Below are 24744 nucleotides of genomic sequence, written 5' to 3' on the forward strand. Positions count from 1 at the left end.
AACGCGATTTGGTATCTCATTATATTGATAATACGATTTATGAAGCGCCTTGAATTAAATTCAGGGTGACGATATGCTATCTTTTGCTTTTACTTACACGTATTTTAAAGAGATGTGTTTAGCGTTTTCAAATTATTAAATAATAAATATTACTTTTATCTTCCATTAAGAAGTTTATGTCTGCACCAATAAAAATTATTGAATGCCCTAGAGATGCCATGCAGGGCATAAAACAATTTATTCCAACAGCTCAAAAGGTTCAATATATCCAGTCATTATTACGTGTTGGTTATGATGCCATTGACTTCGGAAGCTTCGTGTCACCAAAGGCTATTCCGCAAATGGTTGATACTGCTGAAGTTTTATCGCAATTAGATTTAAGTAAGACAAGCAGTAAACTTTTGGCTATTATTGCCAATACTCGTGGTGCTGTAGATGCGAGTCAGCATAAAGAAATTGATTATTTAGGCTATCCGTTTTCAATTTCAGAAAACTTCCAAATGCGGAATACGCATAAAACCATCGCACAATCTGTAGTGACCCTTTCAGAAATTTTAGAAATCGCCGATCGGGCCAATAAAGAAGTGGTCGTTTATATTTCAATGGGATTTGGAAATCCGTATGGAGACCCTTGGAATGTTGATATTGTAGGCGAGTGGACCGAAAAATTAGCCAAAATGGGCGTGAAAATATTATCATTAAGTGATACGGTAGGGACTTCAACACCAGAAACGATTGATTATTTATTTTCTAATTTAATTCCTGAATATTCTCAAATAGAATTTGGTGCACACCTGCATACGAACCCAAAAACTTGGTTTGAAAAAATTGATGCCGCGCACAACGCCGGTTGTACACGATTTGATGGCGCCATTCAAGGTTTTGGAGGCTGTCCCATGGCTAAAGATGAACTTATTGGCAACATGCCCACTGAAAAATTACTCTCTTACTTTACTACTAAACATAAAAATAACCTGAATGCCCTTAGTTTTGAGAGCGCCTTTAATGAAGCTTCAAAAATTTTCAAGTTTTATTATTAATTCAATATTTATTTAAATCTAATCTAAATAAATTTTGTGTAGCTGAATTTCAGTTATATATTTGTGGCCGAAAACGGACGACTATTACAAGTCAGTCTAAATAAGAATAAAAACCAATATTTAGTTTATAATGAAAAAATTAGTTTTAAGTCTATTTGTAGTATCTGCTTTATTTCAATCATGTTCAAGTGATGATGACAGTGGAGATAATGGAAACAATGTTGTTGCTCCTGCAACTTATGTGTTTGAAAGAGAAGGAAGTTCAACAGTAAGCTTCTCAGGTCAAACTACTAGAATTCAAATGGCAGAAGAAATTGTTACTGCATTAAAAGATAATGGTTCTACAGAAGCTCAAATTGACGCTATGTTTGCCCATGTTGAAAATGGAGATGATTTTTCAAATTCAGATTTGAATGCTTCAGATAAAAGCGTGAGAAGTAAAGTGGCTGCGTCTACAGATTATTTCTCTGCAAATAGTACAGAAGCTAATGCGATTAAAGATGATTTTGATACTTGGATTTCAGAACAAGTTGATGTTGTATTTCAAAGCTGGAATGATGTAGCTGCTGAAGGTAAAGCAGGTGCAATCTTGCAAGCAAACGGTACAACTATACGTTACGTAAACGCCGAAGGATTAGAATATAACCAAGCATTTGCTAAAGGGCTTATAGGAGGTTTAATGATAGACCAAATTTTAAATAACTACTTAAGTACTTCTGTTTTAGATGCAGGGGAAAATATCGAAAATAACGATGCTGAAGTTTTAGAATCTGGTAAAAATTATACAACCATGGAGCACAAATGGGATGAAGCTTATGGTTATTTATTTGGAAACGAAGCTAATCCTGCTGTACCAGAATTAGGTGCAGACCAATTTTTAAGCGAATATTTAGACCGTGTAAGTTCAGATCCTGATTTTGAAGGTTTAGATGTGGATGTTTACAACGCTTTTAAATTAGGTAGAGCCGCCATTACAGAAGGAGAGTATACTGTACGTGATGAGCAAGTTGAAATTTTAAGAGAAAGTATTTCTTTGGTTCCTGCTGTGCGTGCCGTTTACTATTTACAAGCTGGAAAAAATAATTTAGCAGCCGATAAAGGTTCTGCGTTTCACGCCTTATCTGAAGCTTACGGGTTTATTTATAGTTTACAGTTTACTAGAGATATCGCAACCGATGGCCCTTATTTTACAAAGGCTGAAGTTGATGGGATGCTAGCTGATTTAATGGGGGACAATGGTTTTTGGGGAGTTTCAGAAGCTACTTTAGATGAATTATCTGATGATATTTCTGCAAGATTTGGTTTCACAACTGAAGCTGCAGCTGACGCATCTAACTAAAAGAGATTTTTATAAACAGCAAATGTATTTTAATGATACATTTGCTGTTTTTGCTATTTTTGCCAATATTTTAAGATATGTTTACATTGAGAAAAGTTTTTCTAGCCCTAACCATCGTTATATTATTTAATGCTTGTAGTTCATCTTCTTCAGATGATAACCCTACTAGCGGAACGGATTCCTATGATAGAGGTGAATTATTAGTGAATTTAGCTGATAATATTATCATTCCTGCTTTTCAAGATTTAAACTCAAAACTTAAAACACTACAGACTGATAAGGATAATTTTATTGCGATTCCAGATCAAACGAACTTGGAAACTTTAAGAGGTTCTTGGTTCGCCGCTTATAAAGTGTGGCAATCTGTTGAAATGTTTAATATTGGTAAAGCCGAATCCTTACTTTATGGTTCTCAAATGAATGTGTATCCAACTTCAATTCAGGAAGTTGAAGCCAATATCACTAATGGTTCATACGATTTAGCACATCCACATAATATTGATGCAGTAGGTTTTCCTGCGGTAGATTATTTATTATATGGGGTTGCAGTTGATGATGCTGCTATTGTTACAAAATACACAGACGCGAAATATCAAACGTATTTATCTGATGTTATTGATCAGATGCAAGCGTTAACAGAAATCGTGTTAAACGATTGGACGTCTTCTTACCGAGATACCTTTGTTTCAGAAACCGGAAATACAGCAACAAGTGCATTGAATAAAATGACTAATGATTATGTGTTTTATTTTGAAAAAGGACTTCGCGCTAATAAAATAGGAATCCCTGCTGGCAATTTTTCAAGCACACCCTTACCTGATACGGTAGAAGGTTTATACAGTAAAATCTATTCTCAAGAATTAGCTGAAGACGCACTTTCAGCATCATTAGATGTTTTTAACGGAAAGCCTTATGCTTCAACAACAATAGGTGAAAGTTTTAAAACTTATTTAGAATTTTTAGATCGTAACGATTTAGTTTCAAAAATCACGACGCAATTTAGTGATGCTAAAACAAAATTAAATGGCTTAAATGCCAATTTTTATGATCAAATAAACACAGATAACACTAAAATGACCGAAGCTTATGATGCTTTACAGTTAATAGTAGTTTCTTTAAAAGTAGATATGCTTCAAGCTTTTGATGTTAGCGTAGATTACGTTGATGCTGATGGTGATTAGTATCATATAAAACTCATATTTTAAAGCTATCTATAAAGTAAAAATCTTTGTAGATAGCTTTTTCACATTTAAGGCTATGACTTTAAAATCATATTTTAATCAGTACACGAATGCAGCACCACTAGCGGTGTTTCGTATGCTTTTTGGTTTTATGATGTGCTATGGCATGATTCGGTTTTGGTACCACGGTTGGATAGAAACCTTATACATTCAGCCAAAATTTCACTTTTCTTATTATGGTTTTGAGTGGGTAAAACCGCTTGGAGATTATACTTACTTGCTTTTTATAATTTGCATGGTTTCAGCCATTTTTGTGGCGATTGGTTTGAAATACAGATTCGCAATCATTACGTTTTTTATCAGTTTTACTTACATTGAATTGATGGATAAAACCACCTACCTCAATCATTATTATTTTATTAGTTTAATGGGGTTTTTAATGATTTTATTACCTGCTAATGCTCAGCTTTCAATAGATAACTTAATCAGAAAACGATCTTATCAAAACATCCCAAAATGGACTATTGATGCCGTAAAACTACTTTTAGGTATTGTGTATTTTTATGCGGGATTGGCTAAATTAAATAGTGATTGGTTATTTAAGGCGATGCCTTTAAAAATTTGGTTGCCCTCTAAATACGATCTACCGTTAATAGGCGATACCTTAATGCATCAAACTTGGTTTCAATACGCCATGAGTTGGAGCGGGATGCTATATGATTTAGCCATTCCCTTTTTGTTACTTTATAAACCCACGCGAAAATTCGCTTTTTTATTGGTAGTCGTATTTCATGTATTTACGCGTGTTTTGTTTCCTATAGGGATGTTTCCTTTTGTGATGATTGCCTCTACATTAATTTTCTTTGAAGCAGGATTTCATAAAAAGATTATTAATCTCATAAAAGATTTATTTCAGAATATTACGCCTTCAACTCTTGTTTCAGCCAAACCCTATTATAAATACAGGTTCAAAAGGCCGCTTATTGCTTTTATCGGGTTGTTTTTCGTTTTTCAATTGGCGTTTCCGTTTCGGTATTTATTATACCCCGGGGAGCTTTTTTGGACCGAAGAAGGTTACCGTTTTTCATGGCGCGTCATGCTTATGGAAAAATTGGGCATGTCAACCTTCAAAATTGTTGATGCTAAAACAGGCAACTTTTTTTATGTAGATAATAAGGACTTTTTAACTCCTTTTCAGGAAAAGCAAATGGGATCTCAACCTGATTTTATTTTAGAATACGCCCATTATTTAGGCGATCATTTTACAGCACAAGGCCATAAAAATGTACAAGTTTTTGTTGAAAGTTATGTGGCATTAAATGGCAGATTAAGCGCGCCATATATAGATAAAACAGTAGATTTGTACCAAGAAAAAGAATCATTTAAACCCAAGCACTGGATTTTACCTTTTAACGATGACATTAAAGGCTTATAAGTTAATTTTTTCGCTAATTTTTAGCATCTCTCTCTATGCACAAAACCCAGTAAACGGGGTTGTTGTGTTTTCAAAAACTCAAAAACCTGTTGCCGATGTTCAGGTATACGATAAGGCCTCAGGTGAAATGGCTGTTTCAGATGTCATAGGGCATTTTAGTTTTCAAACCGCTAAAAAAGAACTAACCTTAGTATTTTTTTCTTTTGAATATGAAACGCAAGAAATCACAATAAACACTTCAGAAGCCGAAAATTTAAAGATTGAATTACATGATCTAACCACAAAACTTTCCGAAGTTGAAATTACCGCTAGAAAAGAAAAGATTTTTGAGATGCAACGCCTAAATGATGTTGAAGAAACCGCTATTTACGCAGGAAAAAAGACCGAAGTGGTTCTAGTCGATCAATCTATGGCGAATCTAGCTTCTAACAATGCGCGTCAAATTTTCAGTCAGGTTGCAGGTTTAAATATTTACCAAAATGATGATGCGGGATTGCAGTTAAATGTTGGTGGTCGTGGTTTAGACCCGAATCGTACAGCCAATTTTAATACCCGCCAAAACGGTTATGACATCAGTGCCGATGTTTTGGGGTATCCAGAGAGTTATTATACCCCAGCATCAGAAGGTTTAGCCGAAATTCAAGTCATTCGTGGAGCTGCTTCTTTACAATACGGAACACAATTTGGAGGTTTGATAAACTTCAAAATGAAGGAGCCCAATCCAAATAAACCCATTGAGGTCATTACTAGAAACACGGTTGGAAGCTTCGGTTTGTACACGAATTTTACCAGTTTAAGTGGTACTAAAGATAAATGGAGTTACTACAGTTATTTTAATTATAAAAAAGGGGATGGGTTTCGACCGAATTCCGAGTTTGAATCAAAAAATGTTTTCGCTCAAATAGGGTATCAGTTTAATAATAAAACGGCATTAACAGGTGATGTTTCTTATCTACATTATTTGGCGCAACAAGCAGGTGGTTTAACCGACGACATGTTTGAAGAAGATCCGCTACAAAGTAATAGAGAAAGAAACTGGTTTAAAGTGAATTGGTTGCTTTATAATTTGAAATTGGCGCACGAATTTACAGAAAACACCAATTTCACCTTTAATTTTTTCGGCTTACAAGCATCTAGGAAGGCCTTAGGTTTTCGTACCAATCGAGTGAATCAAGCTGATCCTGGAGGTGTTCGTGATTTAATTGTTGGTGATTTTAATAATTTCGGATTTGAATCACGATTATTAAGTAAATATCAAATTTCCGATAAGGATGCCACGTTTTTAATAGGAACCAAGTTTTATAAAGCTAATAACTTCCAAGAGCAAGGGCCGGGTAGTGATGGTATTGGTCCTGATTTTGATGTAGCAACTGATGATTTTCCGTATTATACGAACCAATCTCAATTTGATTTACCGAATTTTAATGTATCAGTTTTTGGTGAAAATATATTCTATGTGACCGATAAATTTTCTGTGACACCAGGATTCCGTTTTGAATATATCAAAACCCAAAGTGATGGTTATTATAAGAATTTTAATTTGGATAATGCAGGAAACGTCATTTTTGAAGAAACTGTTGAAGAAGATCAAAATTATGAACGCGCCTTTGTTTTATTAGGTTTGGGTTTAAGTTATAAAGCTAATGCGAACTTAGAATTTTATGGGAATATTTCACAGAATTACCGTTCGGTAACATTTTCAGATATTAATGTAACTAATCCCGCATTTACTATTAATCCAGATATTAGCGATGAAAGTGGTTTTACTGCAGATATGGGCATACGTGGTACTTACAAAAGCTTTCTATCTTACGATTTGGGTGTTTTTGGCTTGTTTTATAAGGATAGAATTGGTTTCGTCCAAACCGTGCTTCCCGATGGGCGAATTGTTGCTGAACGTGGCAATATTGGTGATGCTGTGATGTATGGCGTAGAATCTTTATTCGATTTTAATTTGAAATCTATTGTTGGATTAAATAGCGATTTTAAACTGAATTATTTTATCAATACTTCTATAATAGCTTCAGAATATACACATTCAGAGCAATTAGGAGTTCAAGGGAATAAAGTGGAGTTTGTGCCAGATTTAAATTTAAAAACAGGCTTACGTGGTGGTTATAAAAACGTATTAGGAAGTATTCAGTATACCTATTTAGGAAGTCAATTTACCGATGCAACAAATTCTGTAACTCCAAGTTTAAGCGGGGTTATTGGTGAAATCCCAGCTTACGATGTTTTAGATATCTCACTGTCTTATAGCTATAAAAGATTTAAATTAGAAACGGGTTTAAACAATGTTTTAGACAACAGTTACTTTACACGCCGTGCAACGGGTTACCCGGGGCCTGGTATTATTCCTTCAGCACCTAGAAACTGGTATGCTACTTTGGAAATAAAAATTTAAAAATAACTCGTATTTTTAAGTCTTAAACCCATATGTCATGCGATACATCTTTTCAGTAGGCTTTCTTTTGTTATGTTTTTTGGGGCATGCTAAAGAATGGAAATCAATTAATGCCTTTGAAAAAGTAAACGGCAAAAGTGATTTAAGTGCTTCAGACTGGTTAAAATCTGACCGTAAACACAATACTCAGGTTTGGCAGAATGCTAATATTTATAACCTACAGCACAATTATTTTTCAGAATATAAAACCATAAAGGAGCGTCGCGATTTTTACGTATGGTATTTTACAACGATGGAAGAAAGAGGGTGTGAGGTCGTTTGGCCTAAAATGGCGTATTTCATATCAAATAAATTACGTCTAATAAATGCTTTTCCTTTTTGCATATTTACAACAAAAAGTGTCAAATCTTATGCATACCAGGGCAGTGAAACCGTTTTTAACCATGCTTTCGAAACTTTGAAGTCCTTGTATTTAGATGAAGACGTTTTAAAATCTGATACCGCTTTGAAATGGGACGAAGCCATAATCCATAAAGAACAATATATTTGGTTAAAGAGCATTTATGAAGGTATTGATGAAAAAGGACTTCGTACGATAGAGCGCATGGCAAAAGGTAAAGGTTTTTATAAAGTTTTAGTACCTAAAGAGATTCGCTTTAAATCTGATATCAGTGAAACAGATAACAGATATTATTACGCGCTTCATGTGTTAAGAGATTACTGTAAAAATGATTAGTAATATTTTAACGTTGCATCAAAGTTTAATGTGATTAAATAACGTATATTTGCACGCAATTAAACTGTAATTGCATCATGATTTCACATCAAAACAAAATTCTAGGAGAAGGTCTTACTTACGATGACGTACTTTTAGTACCAGCCTATTCAGAAGTGTTACCAAACACGGTAAATATCACTTCGAAATTCTCAAGAAATATTCCTTTAAATACACCAATCATATCTGCTGCAATGGATACGGTAACGGAGTCTGCAATGGCTATAGCTATGGCTCGTGAAGGAGGAATCGGTGTTTTACATAAAAACATGTCCATTGAAGAGCAGGCCTTAGAGGTTAAGAAAGTAAAACGTTCGGAAGCCGGAATGATTTTAGAACCTGTGACGATCAAAGCTACCGATACGGTTTTAGATGCCAATAATTTGATGGCTGAACATAAAATTGGTGGTATTCCTGTAATAGATTCTGAAAATGAATTAGTTGGGATTGTTACAAATCGTGATTTAAGATTCGAAAGAAACGAAAAGCGATTAATTTCTGAAGTGATGACTTCTAAAGGCTTAATTACAGTAAAGGAAGGGACTTCATTAAAACAAGCTGAAGATATATTGCAAGATAATAAGGTAGAAAAACTACCTGTTGTTAATGCAAACAATAAGTTGGTAGGTTTAATAACTTTTAGAGATATTATTAAAGTTAGAGAAAACCCTAGTGCTAATAAAGATGAATATGGAAGGTTGAGGGTTGCAGCTGCTATAGGTGTAACACCAGACTGTATAGATCGTGTAAGAGCGTTGGTTGCTGCTGGCGTTGATGCCGTAGTGTTAGATTCTGCTCACGGTCACTCTATTAATATATTAAATAAATTAAAAGAAGTAAAAGCTGAATTTCCAAATTTAGACGTGGTTGCAGGTAATATTGTTACTGAAAAAGCAGCGTTAGATTTAGTAGCAGCTGGAGCAGATGCGGTAAAAGTAGGTATTGGTCCAGGATCAATTTGTACAACACGTGTCGTTGCGGGTGTAGGATACCCACAATTATCGGCCGTACTAAATGTAGCAGAAGCCTTAAAGGGATCTGGAGTTCCTGTAATTGCAGATGGTGGTATTCGTTTTACAGGAGACATTCCTAAAGCGATTGCTGCTGGGGCAGATTCTATCATGTTAGGTTCTTTGCTAGCAGGAACTAAAGAAGCACCAGGAGAGGTTATTCTATTTAACGGACGTCGTTTTAAATCTTACCGCGGCATGGGCTCTGTAGAGGCTATGAAAAACGGTTCAAAAGACCGTTACTTTCAAGGCAAAGAAGATGATAGCTTAAAATTAGTTCCAGAAGGTATTGAAGGACGTGTTCCTTATAAAGGAGAACTGTATGCGACGATGCATCAATTTATTGGTGGATTAAGAGCAGGTATGGGCTATTGTGGTGCTGCAACTATTGAAGATCAGAAAAACAACTCAGCTTTTGTAAAAATAACAGCTTCGGGTATTGCTGAAAGTCACCCACATGATGTTACAATTACTAAGGAGGCTCCTAATTATTCTAGGTAGAGTCTAATTTATTATATGCATAAAAAAAAGCTATACGAGATATGTATAGCTTTTTTTGTTTTATAAAGGTTTTTGTTTATTTATCTATAAATGATAAGTAAATCCAACAGTAATGTTTCTTCCCATATTATAAATACCTTCAGATTTTAAACGTGATAGGTGGTCAAAATAGGTTTTATTGGTTAAGTTGTTTCCTGAAATTACCACTGAAAGTTCTTTACTAAACAAAGAGAAACTTCCGCCGATACCTGCACTTAATAAGTTGTAACCAAGTGTTGGTGTTTCAAATTGGCTTACGTTATTTTGATCGAAAGTGGTTCTTAGTTTAATAAAAGTATAACCTTTTTGGAACCAAGGTTTTTCAAATTCAGCCCTTATAACATTCGTTAAGGAATTGGCAGGGATTAATGGTAAATAATCATCATTACGTTGTTTTCCGGTAACCATTTCAAAACTGCTTTCAAAATGTAGCCAATCTAAAGGATGTGGGTGAATGTGTAATCCAAATTCACCACCATATAAGGCGGCATCATCCTGAGCATATTCATAAACAGCGGTGTGATCTATTTCGGTTCCTGTAGGAGATAAGAAAATGTAGTTGTTAACGAGGTTGTAAAAACCATTTGCAAATAACTCAAAATGTTCACTTTTATATTCTAAAGCAATATCAGTTTGAATGTTTTGCTCGCTGTCTAAATCTGCATTACCAATCTCATAACGGTTAGTACCATGGTGAACACCATCTGAAGTCAATTCAGATAAATTAGGAGCTCTAAATCCAGTAGCAACATTTACTCTCGCTGTAATATTGTCTGTAAGGTTTGTTTTAACGCCTAAAGCGCCGTTAATGCTATTGAAATTTCGGTTTAAACCATCTAGGGTGTTAATATTTCTGTGGTCAAAACGCAGTCCTAGTTGTACATCGGCTTTTTTAAAGTGAATGTGAGAAACACCAAGAACCCCAAAATCGTTTGTAGTTGCATCTGGAATTAATACCTCCTCACCATAGTTTGTGTTTAGTTGATTCATACCTTGAACACCCACAATAGTTTCAAATTTTCCTAAAGTAGGCAAGTGGTATTTGATATCGTAATTGGCAGTTTTCAATTTCATATGGAGTGCCGCTTCTTCATGCTCATGCTCATCGTCATCATCATGATCATCATGATCGTGATCGTGATCATCGTGATCGTGATTGTGATCATCGTGATCGTGTTCATCTTCAAACTCTTTTCTATCGTTATAGATGTACCCTAAATTGATGTCTAATTTTGAATTTTCAAAAAACACAGTCGATTTCGAACTAAATACATGATTGGTAATATCTTGATACGGAAGTAAGGGGGTTTTGTTCGTAGATTGTTCACCAATACCTTCAGGAATTCCTAATACGGCACTATTTACATTGTAGCGAAATTCCGTTTTAAAGGTATTCACTTGATAGCCAATTCCTGCTTTAAAATCTTTTTCTTTAAAACGTGTGTTTGTCGCACGGTAATTGGCAGTTTCATAATCTGAATGCTCAGCAACACTTCCTCGTACTAAAAATTTAAAATTATTAGCTGACGATTTATAACCAACATTGGTGTTGTACCCTTGTGTATTGCTGAAATAATTAGCACCAACATCACCTTCAACCGAATCTTGAGCAGCGAATTTTTCAGGGTTTAAATATAAAACACCACCAAGAGCATCACTACCGTAAAGTAGGGAAGCTGGGCCTTTAATAACTTCAACACTTTCAATACCAGCATCATTAATTCCTAAGCCGTGCTCACCACCGAATTGTTGATTCTCCAAACGCACCCCTTGTGTAAACACTAGAACACGGTTAGAGCTTAAGCCTCTAATTACAGGTTTTCCAATACCCAGCCCTGTGGTTACGCTTTCAACACCAGCGATATTAGAAATTCCTTCAGCTAAAGTGAGCGCACCATTGGCTTTTAAGTTTTCAACTGTTTCATGTTCTACCTTCATGACATTATCACGTTGTAGTTTATGAAATGGCGTAGAAATAATTACGCTTTCCATCTCAATAGCGGATGCCTTTAAGCTAATTTCTAAGCCGTTATTTTGAGGGAGTTTTACTTTTACAGATTGTTTTTCATAGCCAATCATTGAAAAAACAACATTGTAGTTTCCTGAAGGTAAATCCTCTAAAGTGAAATGGCCTTGAACATCGGTAGTCGTACCTTTTTCAAGTTCAGAAATGTAAATATTTACTAGTTCTAATTTTTCGTTGGTATTAGTATCTGTAACAACACCTTGTATGTTATTTTGAGCATAGATACTCGTTATTGCTAATAATAGCAGGGTATTTAATAGTAATTTCATAGCTATTCACTTAAATTAATAATGAATTTTACTGAATGAGTGTCAGTAATTGATCGTATATTAAGTTAGTGAAGGTGGGCCTCGAAGTGAAAAGTGGAGCCTTTGAAACTTACTTAAAAAGAGATATGAATCAGCCATTTTTTCTTGTTTTTCTTTAAGTGGAACAAGTTCGAAATGGTTGTTTGAGGCCTTTATATTATGGATTATTTGAAACTTTTGAAACTCACAATCTAAGTCAACTTGATGAAAATGTGTCGTATTATCACCTTCACAAACTTCGTGATTCTGGTGTTCGAATATATGAGCAAGCTTTGTTGCAGCAGGAAACATTAAAGTTGAGACCAAGCATAAAGTAAGTATTCTAAAAATTATATGTTCCTGAAAAGGAATCATTAATCTACAAATCGCTTTAACCCAATTCTGCGTAGCATTTTCTTTTCGAAATTCCAGAAAAATTTATGTTGTCCAAATAGCCATCCAAAAAAGACAAGCATGAATTGATACATGACGAATAACAAAAGAATACGAATCACCCAATACCCAAAAGTTCCGAAGTTTTCGGTAGTAATACTTAGATAGCGTAATATAGGTTTTCCTATGTAGGATGCTGTCGAACCCGTTACTGAGAACACAATCAAAATAACTATGATTTCCCAGTTATGTTCAATATCCCAACGTGCTTTTAGTTTTTCCACAAATTTCATTTGGCTGCAAAAGTAATTAAATCTTAATTAAATCCTAGGAACAAAAGGCCCTAATCTTTGTTTGTAGGTGAGTTGAAAATATATAAAATAATTATAAAGGAGGTAGTTTACTTCGTAACCATAGTCGGTACCTTGGTCGTAATTAATTTGTAATTCATATAAATTTGGAGGATACCGTTGTGGTTGTAAAACACGTTGATTCCATTCTATAACGTATAACTGGTTTCTATTTTCTAAAAAAGTTTGAGAATAAAACCCTCTAGGTTGGGCTTGGCTAGCTACCCAATAATTAAATCCGGGTTCGATAATGATGATCTCGTATTCTTCTTCTTTGTTAGCAATAGTGACTGTGTCATTTTGTTTCAGGGCTTCAAGGTTTTCATCTTTTTTAGACGCTGTTGAAGGTTTTGAAGTTTTACAACTGAGTATAAATCCAACAATAAGTAAAAAATAAAGAATATACTTCATGAAATGATTAGGTTATTTTAATTGACGCGTTTAGAATTATAGCCACAATTTTAATATGAAATATTAAGATACAAAAAACAAAATAAACTTGAATTTGTCGTCATGTATAAAAAGAGCCTGTGTTAAAATTTCAATTCAAACACAGGCTCATTATTTATCTTATATTTCTCGGTTATTTTCCGCCAAACAAACTGCCTAGCATACCACCAAGATCGTTTTTACTTTTGTCGCCACCTAACATCATGCCTGCGACATCGTCAATAACGCTTCCATCACCATCGGCATCTAATAAGGTTTCCAAAAAGTTTTGCTCTTGTCCCGCTGAATTACCACTCACAAGTCCTCCTAAAAGGTTTCCTAAGTCGTTAGTGCTGCTTACGTTGTTTTGTCTGCTTTGTTTACCTAAAACGCCTAACAGGAGCGGCGCTGCTATTTTTAGCATTTGGCTTACCGAATTGGCATCCATACCAGATTTGGCACCTAAAGTGTTTTCAATATGTTGTTGTTTTGAGCCTAATACATGACCAAGAATGTTTCCGCCATCGTTGATGACGTTAGAATCTACACCGCCTTCAAAAAAGCCTCCCAGGTTGTCTAATATGCTACCATCGTGTTTGCTGTTTAAAGCATTCATAAGGCCCTCAGCTCCTTGAGGTGAGTTGGCGTTACGTTTCATAGCAGCTGTTAATAAAGGGAGCGCCATGGTTAAAACGTCTTGCGTTTTATTTTGAGGTTGATTGGTTTGACCAGCAACACCACTAACAATGGATTTTCCGAGGTCGCTGTTTAATAAATCTAATATTCCAGACATGATTTTTAGGTTTAATTAATTAAATTTTAAATGAAGGTTTAAGGTACAAAAAAAGTCCTAACATTTTCATGCTAGGACTTTTAAATATCTCAATTTGAATGTTTTGGTAGCTATGGACTACATCGAACAGCTTGTGGTCAAAGTAACCAACTACCCAAGTTTACTGAAGCACGAAGCTTCAATAAAAATCTTATCCAAGAATACTAATAATTTGTTCTGCTAATTCAGTACCAATTCTATCTTGTGCTTCGTTAGTTGCTGCACCAGTATGAGGTGTTAAAGATAAAGCTGGGTTCATTAATAACTGAATTTCTGGTTTAGGTTCTTTTTCAAAAACATCTAAAGCTGCTCTAGAAACTTTACCACTTTCTAAGGCTTTTACAAGGGCAACTTCGTTAACTACACCGCCACGTGCTGCGTTAGCGATGATTACACCGTCTTTCATGATGTTAAATTCTGCTTCATCAATAACGTAACCATCTTGTGCTGGAACGTGTAATGAGATGAAATCAGCTTGTTTTAAAACTTCTTCTTTAGAAATCGTTTCAATTTCAAAACTTACTTTTTGTCCGTCAAAGAAATTTAATTCTAGGTTCGCTTTTTCTAAGAAAGGATCGAAAGCTACAACTTTCATACCTGCTCCTAAAGCTACCTTAGCAGTTGCTTGACCAATACGACCAAAACCTAAAACACCTAAAGTCTTACCTTTTAATTCTGTTCCTTTAGCGTAAGCTTTCTTTAAACCTTTAAAGTTTTGATCACCTTCTAACGGCATATCTCTGTTTGAGTTATGTAAGAAACGTGCTAATCCAAAAAAGTGACCAAATACTAACTCGGCAACAGAGTGCGAAGAAGCTGCTGGCGTGTTAATAACGCTAAGTCCTTTTTCTCTGGCGTAGGCTACATCGATATTATCCATACCAACACCACCACGTCCAATGATTTTTAATCCTGGACAAGCGTCGATTAAGTCTTGACGTACAGTAGTTGCACTTCTAACTAATAAAACAGCGATGTCTTTTTCGTTGATATAATTGATTAATTGCTCTTGTGCTACGGTAGTAGTGATTACTTCGTATCCTGCTTTTTCTAAGGCATCGATACCACTTTGTGAAATACCGTCGTTTGCTAATACTTTCATTGTTTTGTTATTTATTTTTTCCGCGAAAGCGAAAATCTTTTATGTTTAATTTATAGGTAGCTTTATAAGATTTCCACTTTCGTGGAAATAAAAAAACTATTTATGCTTTAGCTTCTAATTCATTCATCACTTCTACTAACGCTTTTACGCTGTCTAAAGGTAAAGCGTTGTACATAGATGCTCTGTAGCCACCAACACTTCTGTGCCCGTTTACACCACTAATTCCTGCTTCCTTAAGCATAGCATCAAAAGTATCTTTTAAACTTTCGTTTGTTAAGTTAAATGTTGCATTCATTGTTGAACGATCTTCTTTTGCAGCAAATCCTTTGAACAATGGATTTAAATCAATTTCAGAATACATTAAAGTTGCTTTCTTTTCGTTTTCTTCTTGAATTCCAGCAATACCACCTAGTCCTTTTAACCACTCTAAAGTTAACATAGAAGTGTATACTGGGAATACAGGAGGCGTGTTATACATACTGCCTGCTTTGATGTGTAATTGGTAATCTAAGATTGATGGGATGTCACGAGATACTTTACCTAAAATTTCGTCTTTTACAACAACAAGCGTTGTACCTGCTTGCCCCATATTTTTTTGAGCACCTGCATATATTAAAGCGAATTTTGAATAATCTAAAGTCGTTGAGAAAATATCACTACTCATATCACATACTAAAGACACATCTGTTTGAGGGATATCCTTAAACTGGGTTCCGAAAATAGTGTTGTTTGAAGTATAGTGTAAGTAATCTAAATCTGAAGGAATTTCAAATCCTTTAGGGATGTAATTAAAGTTCGCATCGGCAGAAGAAGCTACGTCGATAATTTCTCCTACTTTCTTAGCTTCTTTAATCGCTTTTCCACTCCAAGCACCTGTATTTATATAACCTGCTTTTTTCTCTAAAAGATTTAATGCTGTCATTAAAAACTGCGTACTAGCACCACCTTGTAAAAATAAAGCTGTATAACCTTTTCCTTCTAAACCTAAAAGCTCTAAAGCTAACGCTCTAGCGTTTTCCATAATCTCTACAAAATCTTTACTTCTGTGAGAGATTTCAATTAAGGATAATCCACTGTTATTATAATCTACAATTGCCCCTGAAGCTTTTAATAAAACTTCTTGTGGTAAAATACTAGGTCCTGCACTAAAGTTATGTTTTTTCATTTTTCTTGGTAAAAATTAAGATGTAAAGGTCTTAATTAATTCCTGATTTTTAATTAAAAATTCTTTAAAAGTTTTGTCAAATCGCTAATAAAAATTCAACAGAATCCACGTCATCTGCATATTCCCAAAGTTGAGGTTTTTGAGTGGCTCCAAAAGCGATTTCGCTTTTTGTAAATCCGTTAGACACAATGCATTGAATTTGCTGTTTATTTGCTTTTAGTTTTTCTTCTAATTGCGTTTTATTTTCATAATATTCATAGAAAACAGTAGCAATAGGCGAGGCTAAACTTTCGTCTTCTTTAATCATGAAAAAGCCGTTTTCTAGCATGTCAAATTCACTCATTAAATAGACCGCTTTATTGTAGTCGTAATTATTCGCGTATTTGGCTTTATTGATAATAGGATGCCAGTGGTACATGCCTTCAAAGAACGCATCGAAATTGTAATTTTTTGGTAGGTAGAGTTTCGAAACGTTTCGGCAGCCTAATCCGTAGTATCTAAAAATGTCTTCCGATAGGTTTTTTAGGTCAGCTTCAGATTCATCACCAGTTAAAACAGCGACTGAATTTCTGTTATTTCTTATAATGGAAGGTTTATCTTTAAAATAATATTCAAAATAACGTGCCGTATTATTGCTTCCTGTGGCGATAACAGCATCAAAATTTTCTACTTTCCCTTCCGTAAAGTTAATTTTACCTTTAAACTGAGGCTCCACAAATTCCAAATATTTAGCCAGATAGGGTAGTAGGTGTTTGTCGTTTGAAGACTGCTTCACCAAAACATGATGTCCCGTAATTAGAACCGATAAAAAATCGTGAAACCCTACAAGTGGTATGTTTCCGGCCATTATTATGGCGACAGTTTTCGGATTCAACTTTTCAACTTGATAAGGTTTTAACCAAGTGTTCAGATTCTCAAGCGTTAAGGCGTCAGACCATGATTTTAATGCAAAGCGCATGTTTTCTTGAGTAAACCAGCCGTTATGTTCTTCTGCTAATTTTAACTGATGTTTAAAGCCATCGAAGAAAATATCATTGTGTTCAACAATATCATCCTTTTGGACAACTTCGTTAGAAAATTGCCTTAAAAAATCTCCTAATTTTATAAAAGCATTAATTCTTTCTTGTAATTGCATTCTGAATTTGGTTATGAAAGGTTTAGGCGTTATTTTTGCTATTGCAAATTTAGAAAGAAAAAAACGCTATGGCAATTATAATAACAGACGAATGTATAAATTGTGGTGCATGTGAACCGGAATGCCCGAATACGGCAATTTATGAAGGTGCAGATGATTGGCGCTACAAAGATGGTACAAGTTTGGACGGAACAGTAGTATTAACAAATGGAACTGAAGTTGATGCTGATGAAGCTCAAGAACCTATTAGTGACGAGCTTTACTACATCGTACCAGATAAATGTACAGAGTGTAAAGGTTTCCATGACGAACCTCAATGTGCGGCGGTATGCCCAGTAGATTGTTGTGTTCCTGATGATGATCATGTAGAAACTGAAGAGGAATTATTAGCAAAACAGAAATTTATGCATCCTGATGGATAATTAAAGATCTTTTAATATATTTGAAGAAAGACTGCCGGAAATGGTGGTCTTTTTTTGTTTCTAGTAGTATTCAGTCAAAAAAAAATATTTACATATTCAGCAAACCAACGCTTAAAGAAACACTTAGTTACTTTACTAGTTACCGTACTACCAGCCTTTTTTACGTTTATTTTTTCAAAATTATAATTAACTATGACAATGTGATAGCGGTCAACGTGGTTAGTCACGGACTTGCTTATAGTATGTTTTTATGGACTTAAATGGTTTTAGTTTTGGAGTATCATTAACTAAAAAAGATGCTGTAGGGGAATTTATAAAAACACAAGAGGCAGCTATTTAAAATAAAACTTATATTTGATTAAAATATCCTGAGCTTTTGCTTGGGATATTTTTTTTAATCTTGATTAAACTATTGCAAAATCGTTTAGTCTAACCCCAAAAAAATATAGTATGACAAGTAAATGGATGCGTATAATACATCGTTATTTAGGCTTTTTCTTAATAGGAGTGATGATTGTTTACTCTTTAAGTGGTGTTATTTTAATCTTTAGAAACACCGATTTCTTAAAAAATAAAATTGAAGTAGAAAAAACAATCAAACCAAATTTAAGAGGCGAAGCACTTGGTCGCGCTTTAAAAATTAAACGTTTTAAAGCAGAAAAAACTGAAGGCGATTTAATTTTGTTTAAAAACGGTCAATATAATAAAACCACAGGTGTTGCTAAATATACTAAAGCAGAATTACCTTATGTACTAAATAGAATGACCCATTTACATAAAGCCACATCACAAGAGCCTTTGTTTTGGTTGAATGTGTTTTCTGGGGTGTCGCTTTTCTTTTTCGCTATATCATCTTTTTGGATGTTTCTGCCCAAAACTAAAATCTTTAAAAAAGGCATGTATTTTACAGCTTTTGGAGTGGTGTTAACGCTAATAATGCTATTTATATAAAGCGTTATTTTTGTTTTATAATCATTATCATAAAATTCTGGGTTTAGCACTTAGGATTTTTTTTATTCCGATTGAAGCGGGTTTAGTTCATTATCGTTAATGAGTGAATTCAATAATCATAAGATATATAGTTTTCATTAAACTAGAATTTAAAGATTCAGTAATTAAAGCTTAAAATTGTTACAAAAAATAATAAAGGAATTAACTACATTTGCACCCGTCTACCGAAAAGGCAGGCTCGCAAAATGAATTCCAACGAAAGTAGGAATCTTTTTAAATTTTGTTATTAAAAGATTTCCGTTTACACGGAAATGAAAAAAAATATATCACATGAAAGCAGGTATAGTCGGGTTACCAAACGTAGGAAAATCAACGTTATTCAATTGTTTATCAAATGCCAAAGCGCAGAGTGCTAACTTTCCGTTTTGTACCATAGAACCAAATATTGGTGTGGTAAACGTTCCAGATCCGCGTTTAGAGAAATTAGAATCTTTGGTAAATCCAGAGCGTGTTTTACCTGCAACTGTTGAAATTGTTGATATTGCGGGATTAGTAAAAGGAGCCAGTAAAGGTGAAGGTTTAGGAAATCAATTCTTAGCAAATATTCGTGAAACAGATGCTATTTTACATGTTTTACGTTGTTTCGATAACGATAATATCGTGCACGTTGATGGTAATGTAAATCCGATTCGTGACAAGGAAACGATAGATATGGAACTTCAATTGAAAGACCTTGAAACTGCCGATAAGAAATTAGAAAAAGTTAAACGTGCTGCAAAAACAGGAAATAAAGAAGCTCAAAAGGAAGAAGCTGTTTTATTAAAAATTAAAGCAGGGTTAGAAGCAGGAGTTTCAGTAAGAGCTTTAGAGTTTTCAGAAGATGATTATGAAGAGTTTGTTGTGCCATCACAGTTTATTACAGATAAACCAGTAATGTATGTTTGTAATGTAGATGAAGGTGCTGCTGTTTCCGGAAATGATTATGTAGAGCAAGTTAAGGAAGCTGTTAAAGATGAAAATGCAGAAGTGATTGTTTTAGCGGTTGGAACTGAAGCTGATATTAACGAATTAGAAGATTACGAAGAGCGTCAAATGTTTCTTCAAGACATCGGATTAGAAGAAGCAGGTTCCGCAAAATTAATTCGTGGTGCTTATAAATTATTAAATCAGCAAACTTACTTTACTGCTGGCGTTAAGGAGGTTCGCGCTTGGACTGTTGATATTGGAGCTACGGCACCACAGGCAGCCGGTGTTATTCATACCGATTTCGAAAAAGGGTTTATCCGTGCAGAAGTTATCGCTTACAATGACTATGTTGAATTAGGTAGCGAGGCTAAAGTTAAAGAAGCAGGGAAAATGCGTGTTGAAGGCAAGAATTACATCGTAAAAGATGGAGATGTAATGCATTTCTTATTTAATGTGTAAATTTAATGTTAAGTTTTATGTTAAATGTAAGTTAAATTTTGTTGGAAAGGGATTTTGATTAAGTTTGTGCACCAAACTAGTCCAACCTTAACCTAAAAAATGGCTACAATCCTTTTAGAGTCAGAAATCAATTCTGATATAAAAACATGTTTCGACTTATCCCGAAATATTACGATTCTTAAAGAGTCTCTTAAACGTACCAATGAGACTCCTATTGCTGGTAAAACATCTGGACTCATTGAGAAAGGGGAGTGGATCAGCTGGGAAGCCAATCATTTTGGGGTCGCTCAGCATCTCACTACTAAAATTGTCGCCTTTGATCGTCCGAATTATTTTGTAAATGAAATGGTTTTAGGCGTGTTTAAGTCTTATCGTCACGAACATATTTTTGAGGAAATAAACGGTATAACCCTCATGACTCATAGGTTTATTTTTGAATCACCTTACGGCATCTTAGGGAAACTAGTAGATTGGTTGTTTCTGAAGCGTTATATTACCAAGCTTTTAAAATCACGCATTAAAACTTTAAAATTTATAGCAGAAAGTGAAAGTGCTGACGATTATACCTCGCCCTATTTGGCTATTTAGCAACTGCAAAAGTTCGAAGCAAGGTTGTGCAATTACACGATTAAATAAATAAAAGCTTTAACAATTATATTTACCCACCAATAGCAGTCATACTCCAATTTTTACTATGTAATTCGGGTTCTTGAAGTTTTTTAAGTGTATCCATGCCGCCACGGACTTTAAATTTGGCTAACACCGCTTTTTGAATAACGGGTTCTATAGATTTTCCTTCACGTAGCGTGGTTAATAAATCAGATTCCCGATGGCTCGAACAACAATAAAAGAAACGTTGATAGCTCGGACTTGTGGTCCGTGCTCACAAGAGTAAGCAATAAATGAGAAAGCCTTAATAGAGATTGGAGATGCCCAAAAAGTTAGACACTATTTGGAGCAGTTTTTATTTAACCTATATAGTCATCAGGAAGTTTAAAGAAAGGAAAGTGTTTTTCAGTTGAATTTAATAGTTCTGTATTTAGTTTTAAGCTTTGAAGAGCATTTGTGGTAAATGAGTGTTGTAGAGTATTTATTTAGTCACAGATTATAAGTCGGTGCTATCGGAGGAAAACACCCTTCAGGTTTTAAAAACCTGAAGGGTGTTTGAATACTACGATTATTACAAATCTATTGCTATTACTGGTTTTGTAGAGTAAATCACACCCTTTTACATGTTAAAAGGTGTTCTACACTTTTCTTGTATAGCTGCTAAAAACCCTGAATACAGGGTAAAAAAAAGTTTAAAATAAATGTATTTTGCAGCAGAAATAAAACAGACTTTTAGCTATACAAACATCATTTTCATGAATCCAACAGAAAAATATTTCATTCAAAATAGAGATACAAAAAATCAATATGTTCTGATAACATTAATAAAGAATTACAGTATTGTAGTTCATGGTGTATCTGAAGCAACACCTTCGATCGAAATCACTCATTTTGAAAGTGAAGCAGCAGCAGAACAGGAAATAAACATGGTTATTAAGGCTAAATTAGAAGCAGAGTACAAAGAAGCAGAGAAACCAGATCACCTTTCTGTTTTTTCCATTGCTATGGAACAGTTAAAAACGGAAGATGTTTCTGTTTTCGAGAAAAACCTACTTACCTTAAAAACACTAGTAGATGCTTATTCTTCAAGAGATAACCACCCTTTTACACGGTATCTTGGTGTGAAAATGAAAGACGAAAGTTTGGTAGCCGTGGAGGTACTAGACGAATATCTTCTAAAACATATAGATAATATATCATCTACGACATTGGTTTCTGTTTTTCAGATGACATTACAGAATATCTATTTTAATTTTCAAGCGACAGGTTTAGTTGCTGAAGAAATTATTAAAAGAAAAGATGTCGCTGCACAGCTTGCTATTGTAGATCAATTTTATGAAGCTTGCGAGTATTATGATGCGGGTCACCGATTTTGGGGTAATACCACGCTTGATAATTTAATAGATGATTATTTCCCTAATTTCGAATCTGAATCTTTATTAAAATTATTAGAAAAAGCTTCTGGCGATATGCTTAATAAAGACGGAGGCGATGAAATGGACGAACTTTTTGCACCAGCTTTACACCATACCGAAGATTCTAATATTCAACAAAACATACTAAAAGTTCTTGAGGCTTATAAAACAGAGTATGAGGAGGAAGGCTATGTAGAGGAAGGGTATTTTGAAGAACTATTGGATGCGATTTTAGAATCTGCTTCTGAATCTGTTAAAAAAGGTATTAATCAATTAATAAACAGAAAAGAACACAGAGCCGCTTTATTAGAAGCTATTAGTAATACAGATCTTGAACTTATTGAGAATCTTCTAAATGAAGGACTAATACCAGACGCTTCTATTATTCAAAGCATTACCGAAAACGCATTAGAAAAGAAAGATTTATCGGTGCTTAAATTATGCAAAAGCAAAGGCATTCTATATGATACTGAAGCACTTTTTAATAAAGCAGAAAATAATGTCGATGTTTTAATAGAGTGCATTCAATCTGATCTTGTAGATATTAATTACATTAATACAGAATCAAATAAAAACTTATTATTTTTTGTTTCCGAAGAAAAAAATCTTCTAGAAATATTACTAAAAAAAGGAATCGATGTAAACCATAGCGATAACGACGGCCATACCATTTTAGATCGAGTATGCTCTTATGCTAGAGGAGACAACGAAAAGTATATCGCAGTTGTAAAACTACTTTTGGAGTATCATGCAAATCCGAACTCTTGCATTATTAATACAGGTTGGGAAGAAGGAACAATGCCATTACATTATGCTGTAGAAAACAAAGCTATTCAAATTTCTAAATTGTTAATTAATGCTTCCGCAGATGTAAATGCCAAGCGAAAAAATGGCGATAATCCATTAATTTTAGCACATAAAGCAGATGATAATACCTTAATTGATTTACTTATTCAAACAGGTGCCACGGCTCCAGAGCATGAATTGCTTAAAATCAAATTTTTAAGATATGGAGCACAGAAAGCATGGGAGCAAATTATAGATATGGAAGCGGCTATCACTTTAGCATATCCAGATGATTTTACAGTGATTTTACGATTAGCGGAGGCGCATTATTTCTTTAAATCAAATTATTCCGAAGCAGCTGTTTATGCAAACCGTGCCTTGGTATTAAAAGCAAATAACAATTCTTTAAATATTCTTATTATGAGTTTAATAAGACTCGGTCAGGTACAAAAAACCATCGATGTGTTTTTAGATCATAAAGAATCTTTCAAACCAAACAGAATGTTGGCAGATAATATTATCGGTAATCTTGTTATGGCTTACTGTGTTAGCGGTCAATTAAAAGAAGGTCTTGAGGTTTTAAGTCCGTATTTTAGTAAAGTTGAAGAATCTAGAAGTGCTAGAGGTGTTATGAGTTTTAATATTGCTTGTATGTATGCATTATTAAATGATATACATGAAATGTTGCCTTATGTTATAAATGCGTTAGAACGAGAATATACCAAAGCAGATTTTCTTAATGATAACGATTTTGCAAACTTTCATGACAATGAATTGTTTTTATTTATCCTAAATCAGGATCATAAAAAAAACATAGAATTAGAAGAATATGTAGAAGATACCGAAGCAAACTCATTTATAAAGCTAGAGGTAAAAGCCTTTTACAATACAGGATCATTCTCGTTTGAAAATGAAGATCATGAATATAGTTATCAAACAGGTATTATTGGTGGAGATAAAAAAGAAAGCAGACGATTATACGAGTCTAAAGCACAAGCTTTAACGGTCTTTTTTAATAAACGAAAAAAGATGTCTCTTGAAGATAAAAACATGTATTTTATATTAAAAGAGGATGATTCTAATTTTAGTTTAAAAGCTCCAAAAGGAGTAACTAGTACGCTTGATTTTATATCTGGAACTAAAATAACAGCAGCCGTAGAACCTCTTGCATTTACTACTAATGCAAAATCTGGAGACACACTACTTGATTTTTATAATGGTAAAATTCTGGTAATGTCTAAAAGGTTTATCGATATGCTTGAAGAAGCAGGCGTAACTACATTGCAAACGTTTCCTGTAATTATTAAAAGCGAAAAAGACAAAACCGTTTGGGAGAACTATTTTGCGATAAATATTCTAGACGCTGTTGCTTGCGGGGCCTTCCCGGCTTCTATATTTAAAGAGAACGGCCCTAAACATGGTATTCGTTGCGAATTAGCTATTGATACAGAAAAAGTTAATGATAACTTGTTATTTCGATTAAAAGAACATTTACCAACCATTATTTTACACCGTAATGTTGCTAAGCACCTTATAGATAATGATCCTGATGAGGTTATAAAATGGGAGTTTAGCGGTATTATTCACTAAATAACAGACGTATAAGTATCGTAGTTATAAACCTTAGAGCAATCTGAGGTTTTTTATTGATATTCGCAAAAATGAATTGTATGATTTTAGTTTTAATCATACA

At 34.3% G+C, this 24744-nt stretch carries 19 protein-coding genes; 12 read left to right on the forward strand and 7 right to left on the reverse strand.

What is annotated here, in order from left to right:
- The first annotated feature begins 176 nt into the window (after nucleotides 1–176).
- The 7 genes from Q4566_RS01225 (at nucleotide 177) to guaB (ending at nucleotide 9685) form a co-directional block, all read left to right on the forward strand.
- Nucleotides 177–1040, forward strand: coding sequence for a hydroxymethylglutaryl-CoA lyase (locus Q4566_RS01225; RefSeq protein WP_303417439.1), 864 nt, complete (start codon nucleotides 177–179; stop codon nucleotides 1038–1040).
- Between the two features lie 130 nt (nucleotides 1041–1170).
- Entirely contained in the window at nucleotides 1171–2379 is a 1209-nt protein-coding gene (locus Q4566_RS01230) for a DUF4856 domain-containing protein (RefSeq protein ID WP_303417441.1), read from the forward strand.
- Between the two features lie 77 nt (nucleotides 2380–2456).
- Nucleotides 2457–3560, forward strand: coding sequence for an imelysin family protein (locus Q4566_RS01235; RefSeq protein WP_303417443.1), 1104 nt, complete (start codon nucleotides 2457–2459; stop codon nucleotides 3558–3560).
- A 76-nt stretch (nucleotides 3561–3636) separates the two neighbouring features.
- The gene (locus Q4566_RS01240; RefSeq protein ID WP_303417444.1) at nucleotides 3637–4995 is read left to right on the forward strand and encodes an HTTM domain-containing protein; all 1359 of its coding nucleotides are present in this window, start codon (nucleotides 3637–3639) and stop codon (nucleotides 4993–4995) included.
- Nucleotides 4976–7399 carry a TonB-dependent receptor domain-containing protein gene (locus Q4566_RS01245; protein WP_303417446.1) on the forward strand — a complete coding sequence of 808 codons (2424 nt, stop codon included), beginning with the start codon at nucleotides 4976–4978 and terminating at the stop codon, nucleotides 7397–7399. The genes Q4566_RS01240 and Q4566_RS01245 overlap by 20 nt, the downstream gene beginning before the upstream one ends.
- 37 nt (nucleotides 7400–7436) lie before the next feature.
- On the forward strand, nucleotides 7437–8135 hold the full coding sequence (locus Q4566_RS01250; RefSeq protein WP_303417447.1) for an Insecticidal toxin complex protein: 699 nt from the start codon (nucleotides 7437–7439) through the stop codon (nucleotides 8133–8135).
- A 77-nt stretch (nucleotides 8136–8212) separates the two neighbouring features.
- Complete coding sequence (gene guaB / locus Q4566_RS01255; RefSeq protein WP_303417449.1) at nucleotides 8213–9685, forward strand: IMP dehydrogenase; 1473 nt, start codon at nucleotides 8213–8215, stop codon at nucleotides 9683–9685.
- Nucleotides 9686–9769: 84 nt separating this feature from the next.
- On the opposite strand, the gene Q4566_RS01260 is transcribed toward guaB, so the two are convergent.
- From Q4566_RS01260 to Q4566_RS01290, 7 genes are all read right to left on the reverse strand, one after another.
- Nucleotides 9770–12019 (reverse strand): TonB-dependent receptor, encoded by a 2250-nt coding sequence (locus Q4566_RS01260; protein WP_303417451.1) that lies wholly within the window; start codon nucleotides 12017–12019, stop codon nucleotides 9770–9772.
- A gap of 392 nt (nucleotides 12020–12411) precedes the next feature.
- On the reverse strand, nucleotides 12412–12723 hold the full coding sequence (locus tag Q4566_RS01265) for a DUF6787 family protein (RefSeq protein WP_252723250.1): 312 nt from the start codon (nucleotides 12721–12723) through the stop codon (nucleotides 12412–12414).
- 27 nt (nucleotides 12724–12750) lie between these two features.
- Entirely contained in the window at nucleotides 12751–13191 is a 441-nt protein-coding gene (locus Q4566_RS01270; protein ID WP_303417454.1) for a DUF6146 family protein, read from the reverse strand.
- A 172-nt stretch (nucleotides 13192–13363) separates the two neighbouring features.
- Nucleotides 13364–14002 carry a DUF937 domain-containing protein gene (locus Q4566_RS01275; protein ID WP_303417456.1) on the reverse strand — a complete coding sequence of 213 codons (639 nt, stop codon included), beginning with the start codon at nucleotides 14000–14002 and terminating at the stop codon, nucleotides 13364–13366.
- A 190-nt stretch (nucleotides 14003–14192) separates the two neighbouring features.
- The gene (locus Q4566_RS01280) at nucleotides 14193–15143 is read right to left on the reverse strand and encodes a D-2-hydroxyacid dehydrogenase (RefSeq protein ID WP_303417458.1); all 951 of its coding nucleotides are present in this window, start codon (nucleotides 15141–15143) and stop codon (nucleotides 14193–14195) included.
- Between the two features lie 100 nt (nucleotides 15144–15243).
- Nucleotides 15244–16308, reverse strand: a complete 1065-nt coding sequence (gene serC / locus Q4566_RS01285; protein WP_303417459.1) for a 3-phosphoserine/phosphohydroxythreonine transaminase — start codon at nucleotides 16306–16308, stop codon at nucleotides 15244–15246.
- A 76-nt stretch (nucleotides 16309–16384) separates the two neighbouring features.
- A complete protein-coding gene (locus Q4566_RS01290; RefSeq protein ID WP_303417461.1) occupies nucleotides 16385–17443 on the reverse strand; it encodes an acyl-CoA reductase in 1059 nt (352 codons plus the stop codon).
- 68 nt (nucleotides 17444–17511) lie between these two features.
- Here Q4566_RS01290 and Q4566_RS01295 point away from each other — a divergent pair, with 68 nt between their 5' ends.
- From Q4566_RS01295 to Q4566_RS01315, 5 genes are all read left to right on the forward strand, one after another.
- Nucleotides 17512–17865 carry a 4Fe-4S dicluster domain-containing protein gene (locus Q4566_RS01295; protein ID WP_303417463.1) on the forward strand — a complete coding sequence of 118 codons (354 nt, stop codon included), beginning with the start codon at nucleotides 17512–17514 and terminating at the stop codon, nucleotides 17863–17865.
- A gap of 450 nt (nucleotides 17866–18315) precedes the next feature.
- Entirely contained in the window at nucleotides 18316–18816 is a 501-nt protein-coding gene (locus Q4566_RS01300; protein ID WP_303417465.1) for a hypothetical protein, read from the forward strand.
- Between the two features lie 330 nt (nucleotides 18817–19146).
- Nucleotides 19147–20241, forward strand: coding sequence for a redox-regulated ATPase YchF (gene ychF / locus Q4566_RS01305; protein ID WP_303417466.1), 1095 nt, complete (start codon nucleotides 19147–19149; stop codon nucleotides 20239–20241).
- 99 nt (nucleotides 20242–20340) lie between these two features.
- Complete coding sequence (locus Q4566_RS01310) at nucleotides 20341–20829, forward strand: SRPBCC family protein (RefSeq protein ID WP_303417468.1); 489 nt, start codon at nucleotides 20341–20343, stop codon at nucleotides 20827–20829.
- Nucleotides 20830–21605: 776 nt separating this feature from the next.
- A complete protein-coding gene (locus Q4566_RS01315; RefSeq protein WP_303417470.1) occupies nucleotides 21606–24641 on the forward strand; it encodes an ankyrin repeat domain-containing protein in 3036 nt (1011 codons plus the stop codon).
- Nucleotides 24642–24744: the final 103 nt, after the last annotated feature.

It is taken from the genome of Tamlana sp. 2_MG-2023, from assembly GCF_030548465.1.
In the GTDB taxonomy this organism is placed as follows: Bacteria; Bacteroidota; Bacteroidia; order Flavobacteriales; family Flavobacteriaceae; genus Pseudotamlana.

Bases quoted from the DNA above. Each gene is read 5' to 3' on its own strand.
- Q4566_RS01275 (WP_303417456.1), bottom strand. From the start codon at position 14,002: ATGTCTGGAATATTAGATTTATTAAACAGCGACCTCGGAAAATCCATT.
- ychF (WP_303417466.1), top strand. From the start codon at position 19,147: ATGAAAGCAGGTATAGTCGGGTTACCAAACGTAGGAAAATCAACGTTA.
- Q4566_RS01315 (WP_303417470.1), top strand. From the start codon at position 21,606: ATGAATCCAACAGAAAAATATTTCATTCAAAATAGAGATACAAAAAAT.
- Q4566_RS01280 (WP_303417458.1), bottom strand. From the start codon at position 15,143: ATGAAAGTATTAGCAAACGACGGTATTTCACAAAGTGGTATCGATGCC.
- Q4566_RS01225 (WP_303417439.1), top strand. From the start codon at position 177: ATGTCTGCACCAATAAAAATTATTGAATGCCCTAGAGATGCCATGCAG.
- Q4566_RS01265 (WP_252723250.1), bottom strand. From the start codon at position 12,723: ATGAAATTTGTGGAAAAACTAAAAGCACGTTGGGATATTGAACATAAC.
- Q4566_RS01290 (WP_303417461.1), bottom strand. From the start codon at position 17,443: ATGCAATTACAAGAAAGAATTAATGCTTTTATAAAATTAGGAGATTTT.
- serC (WP_303417459.1), bottom strand. From the start codon at position 16,308: ATGAAAAAACATAACTTTAGTGCAGGACCTAGTATTTTACCACAAGAA.
- Q4566_RS01300 (WP_303417465.1), top strand. From the start codon at position 18,316: ATGACAAGTAAATGGATGCGTATAATACATCGTTATTTAGGCTTTTTC.
- Q4566_RS01260 (WP_303417451.1), bottom strand. From the start codon at position 12,019: ATGAAATTACTATTAAATACCCTGCTATTATTAGCAATAACGAGTATC.
- Q4566_RS01245 (WP_303417446.1), top strand. From the start codon at position 4,976: ATGACATTAAAGGCTTATAAGTTAATTTTTTCGCTAATTTTTAGCATC.
- Q4566_RS01295 (WP_303417463.1), top strand. From the start codon at position 17,512: ATGGCAATTATAATAACAGACGAATGTATAAATTGTGGTGCATGTGAA.
- Q4566_RS01250 (WP_303417447.1), top strand. From the start codon at position 7,437: ATGCGATACATCTTTTCAGTAGGCTTTCTTTTGTTATGTTTTTTGGGG.
- Q4566_RS01235 (WP_303417443.1), top strand. From the start codon at position 2,457: ATGTTTACATTGAGAAAAGTTTTTCTAGCCCTAACCATCGTTATATTA.
- Q4566_RS01240 (WP_303417444.1), top strand. From the start codon at position 3,637: ATGACTTTAAAATCATATTTTAATCAGTACACGAATGCAGCACCACTA.
- guaB (WP_303417449.1), top strand. From the start codon at position 8,213: ATGATTTCACATCAAAACAAAATTCTAGGAGAAGGTCTTACTTACGAT.
- Q4566_RS01230 (WP_303417441.1), top strand. From the start codon at position 1,171: ATGAAAAAATTAGTTTTAAGTCTATTTGTAGTATCTGCTTTATTTCAA.
- Q4566_RS01270 (WP_303417454.1), bottom strand. From the start codon at position 13,191: ATGAAGTATATTCTTTATTTTTTACTTATTGTTGGATTTATACTCAGT.
- Q4566_RS01310 (WP_303417468.1), top strand. From the start codon at position 20,341: ATGGCTACAATCCTTTTAGAGTCAGAAATCAATTCTGATATAAAAACA.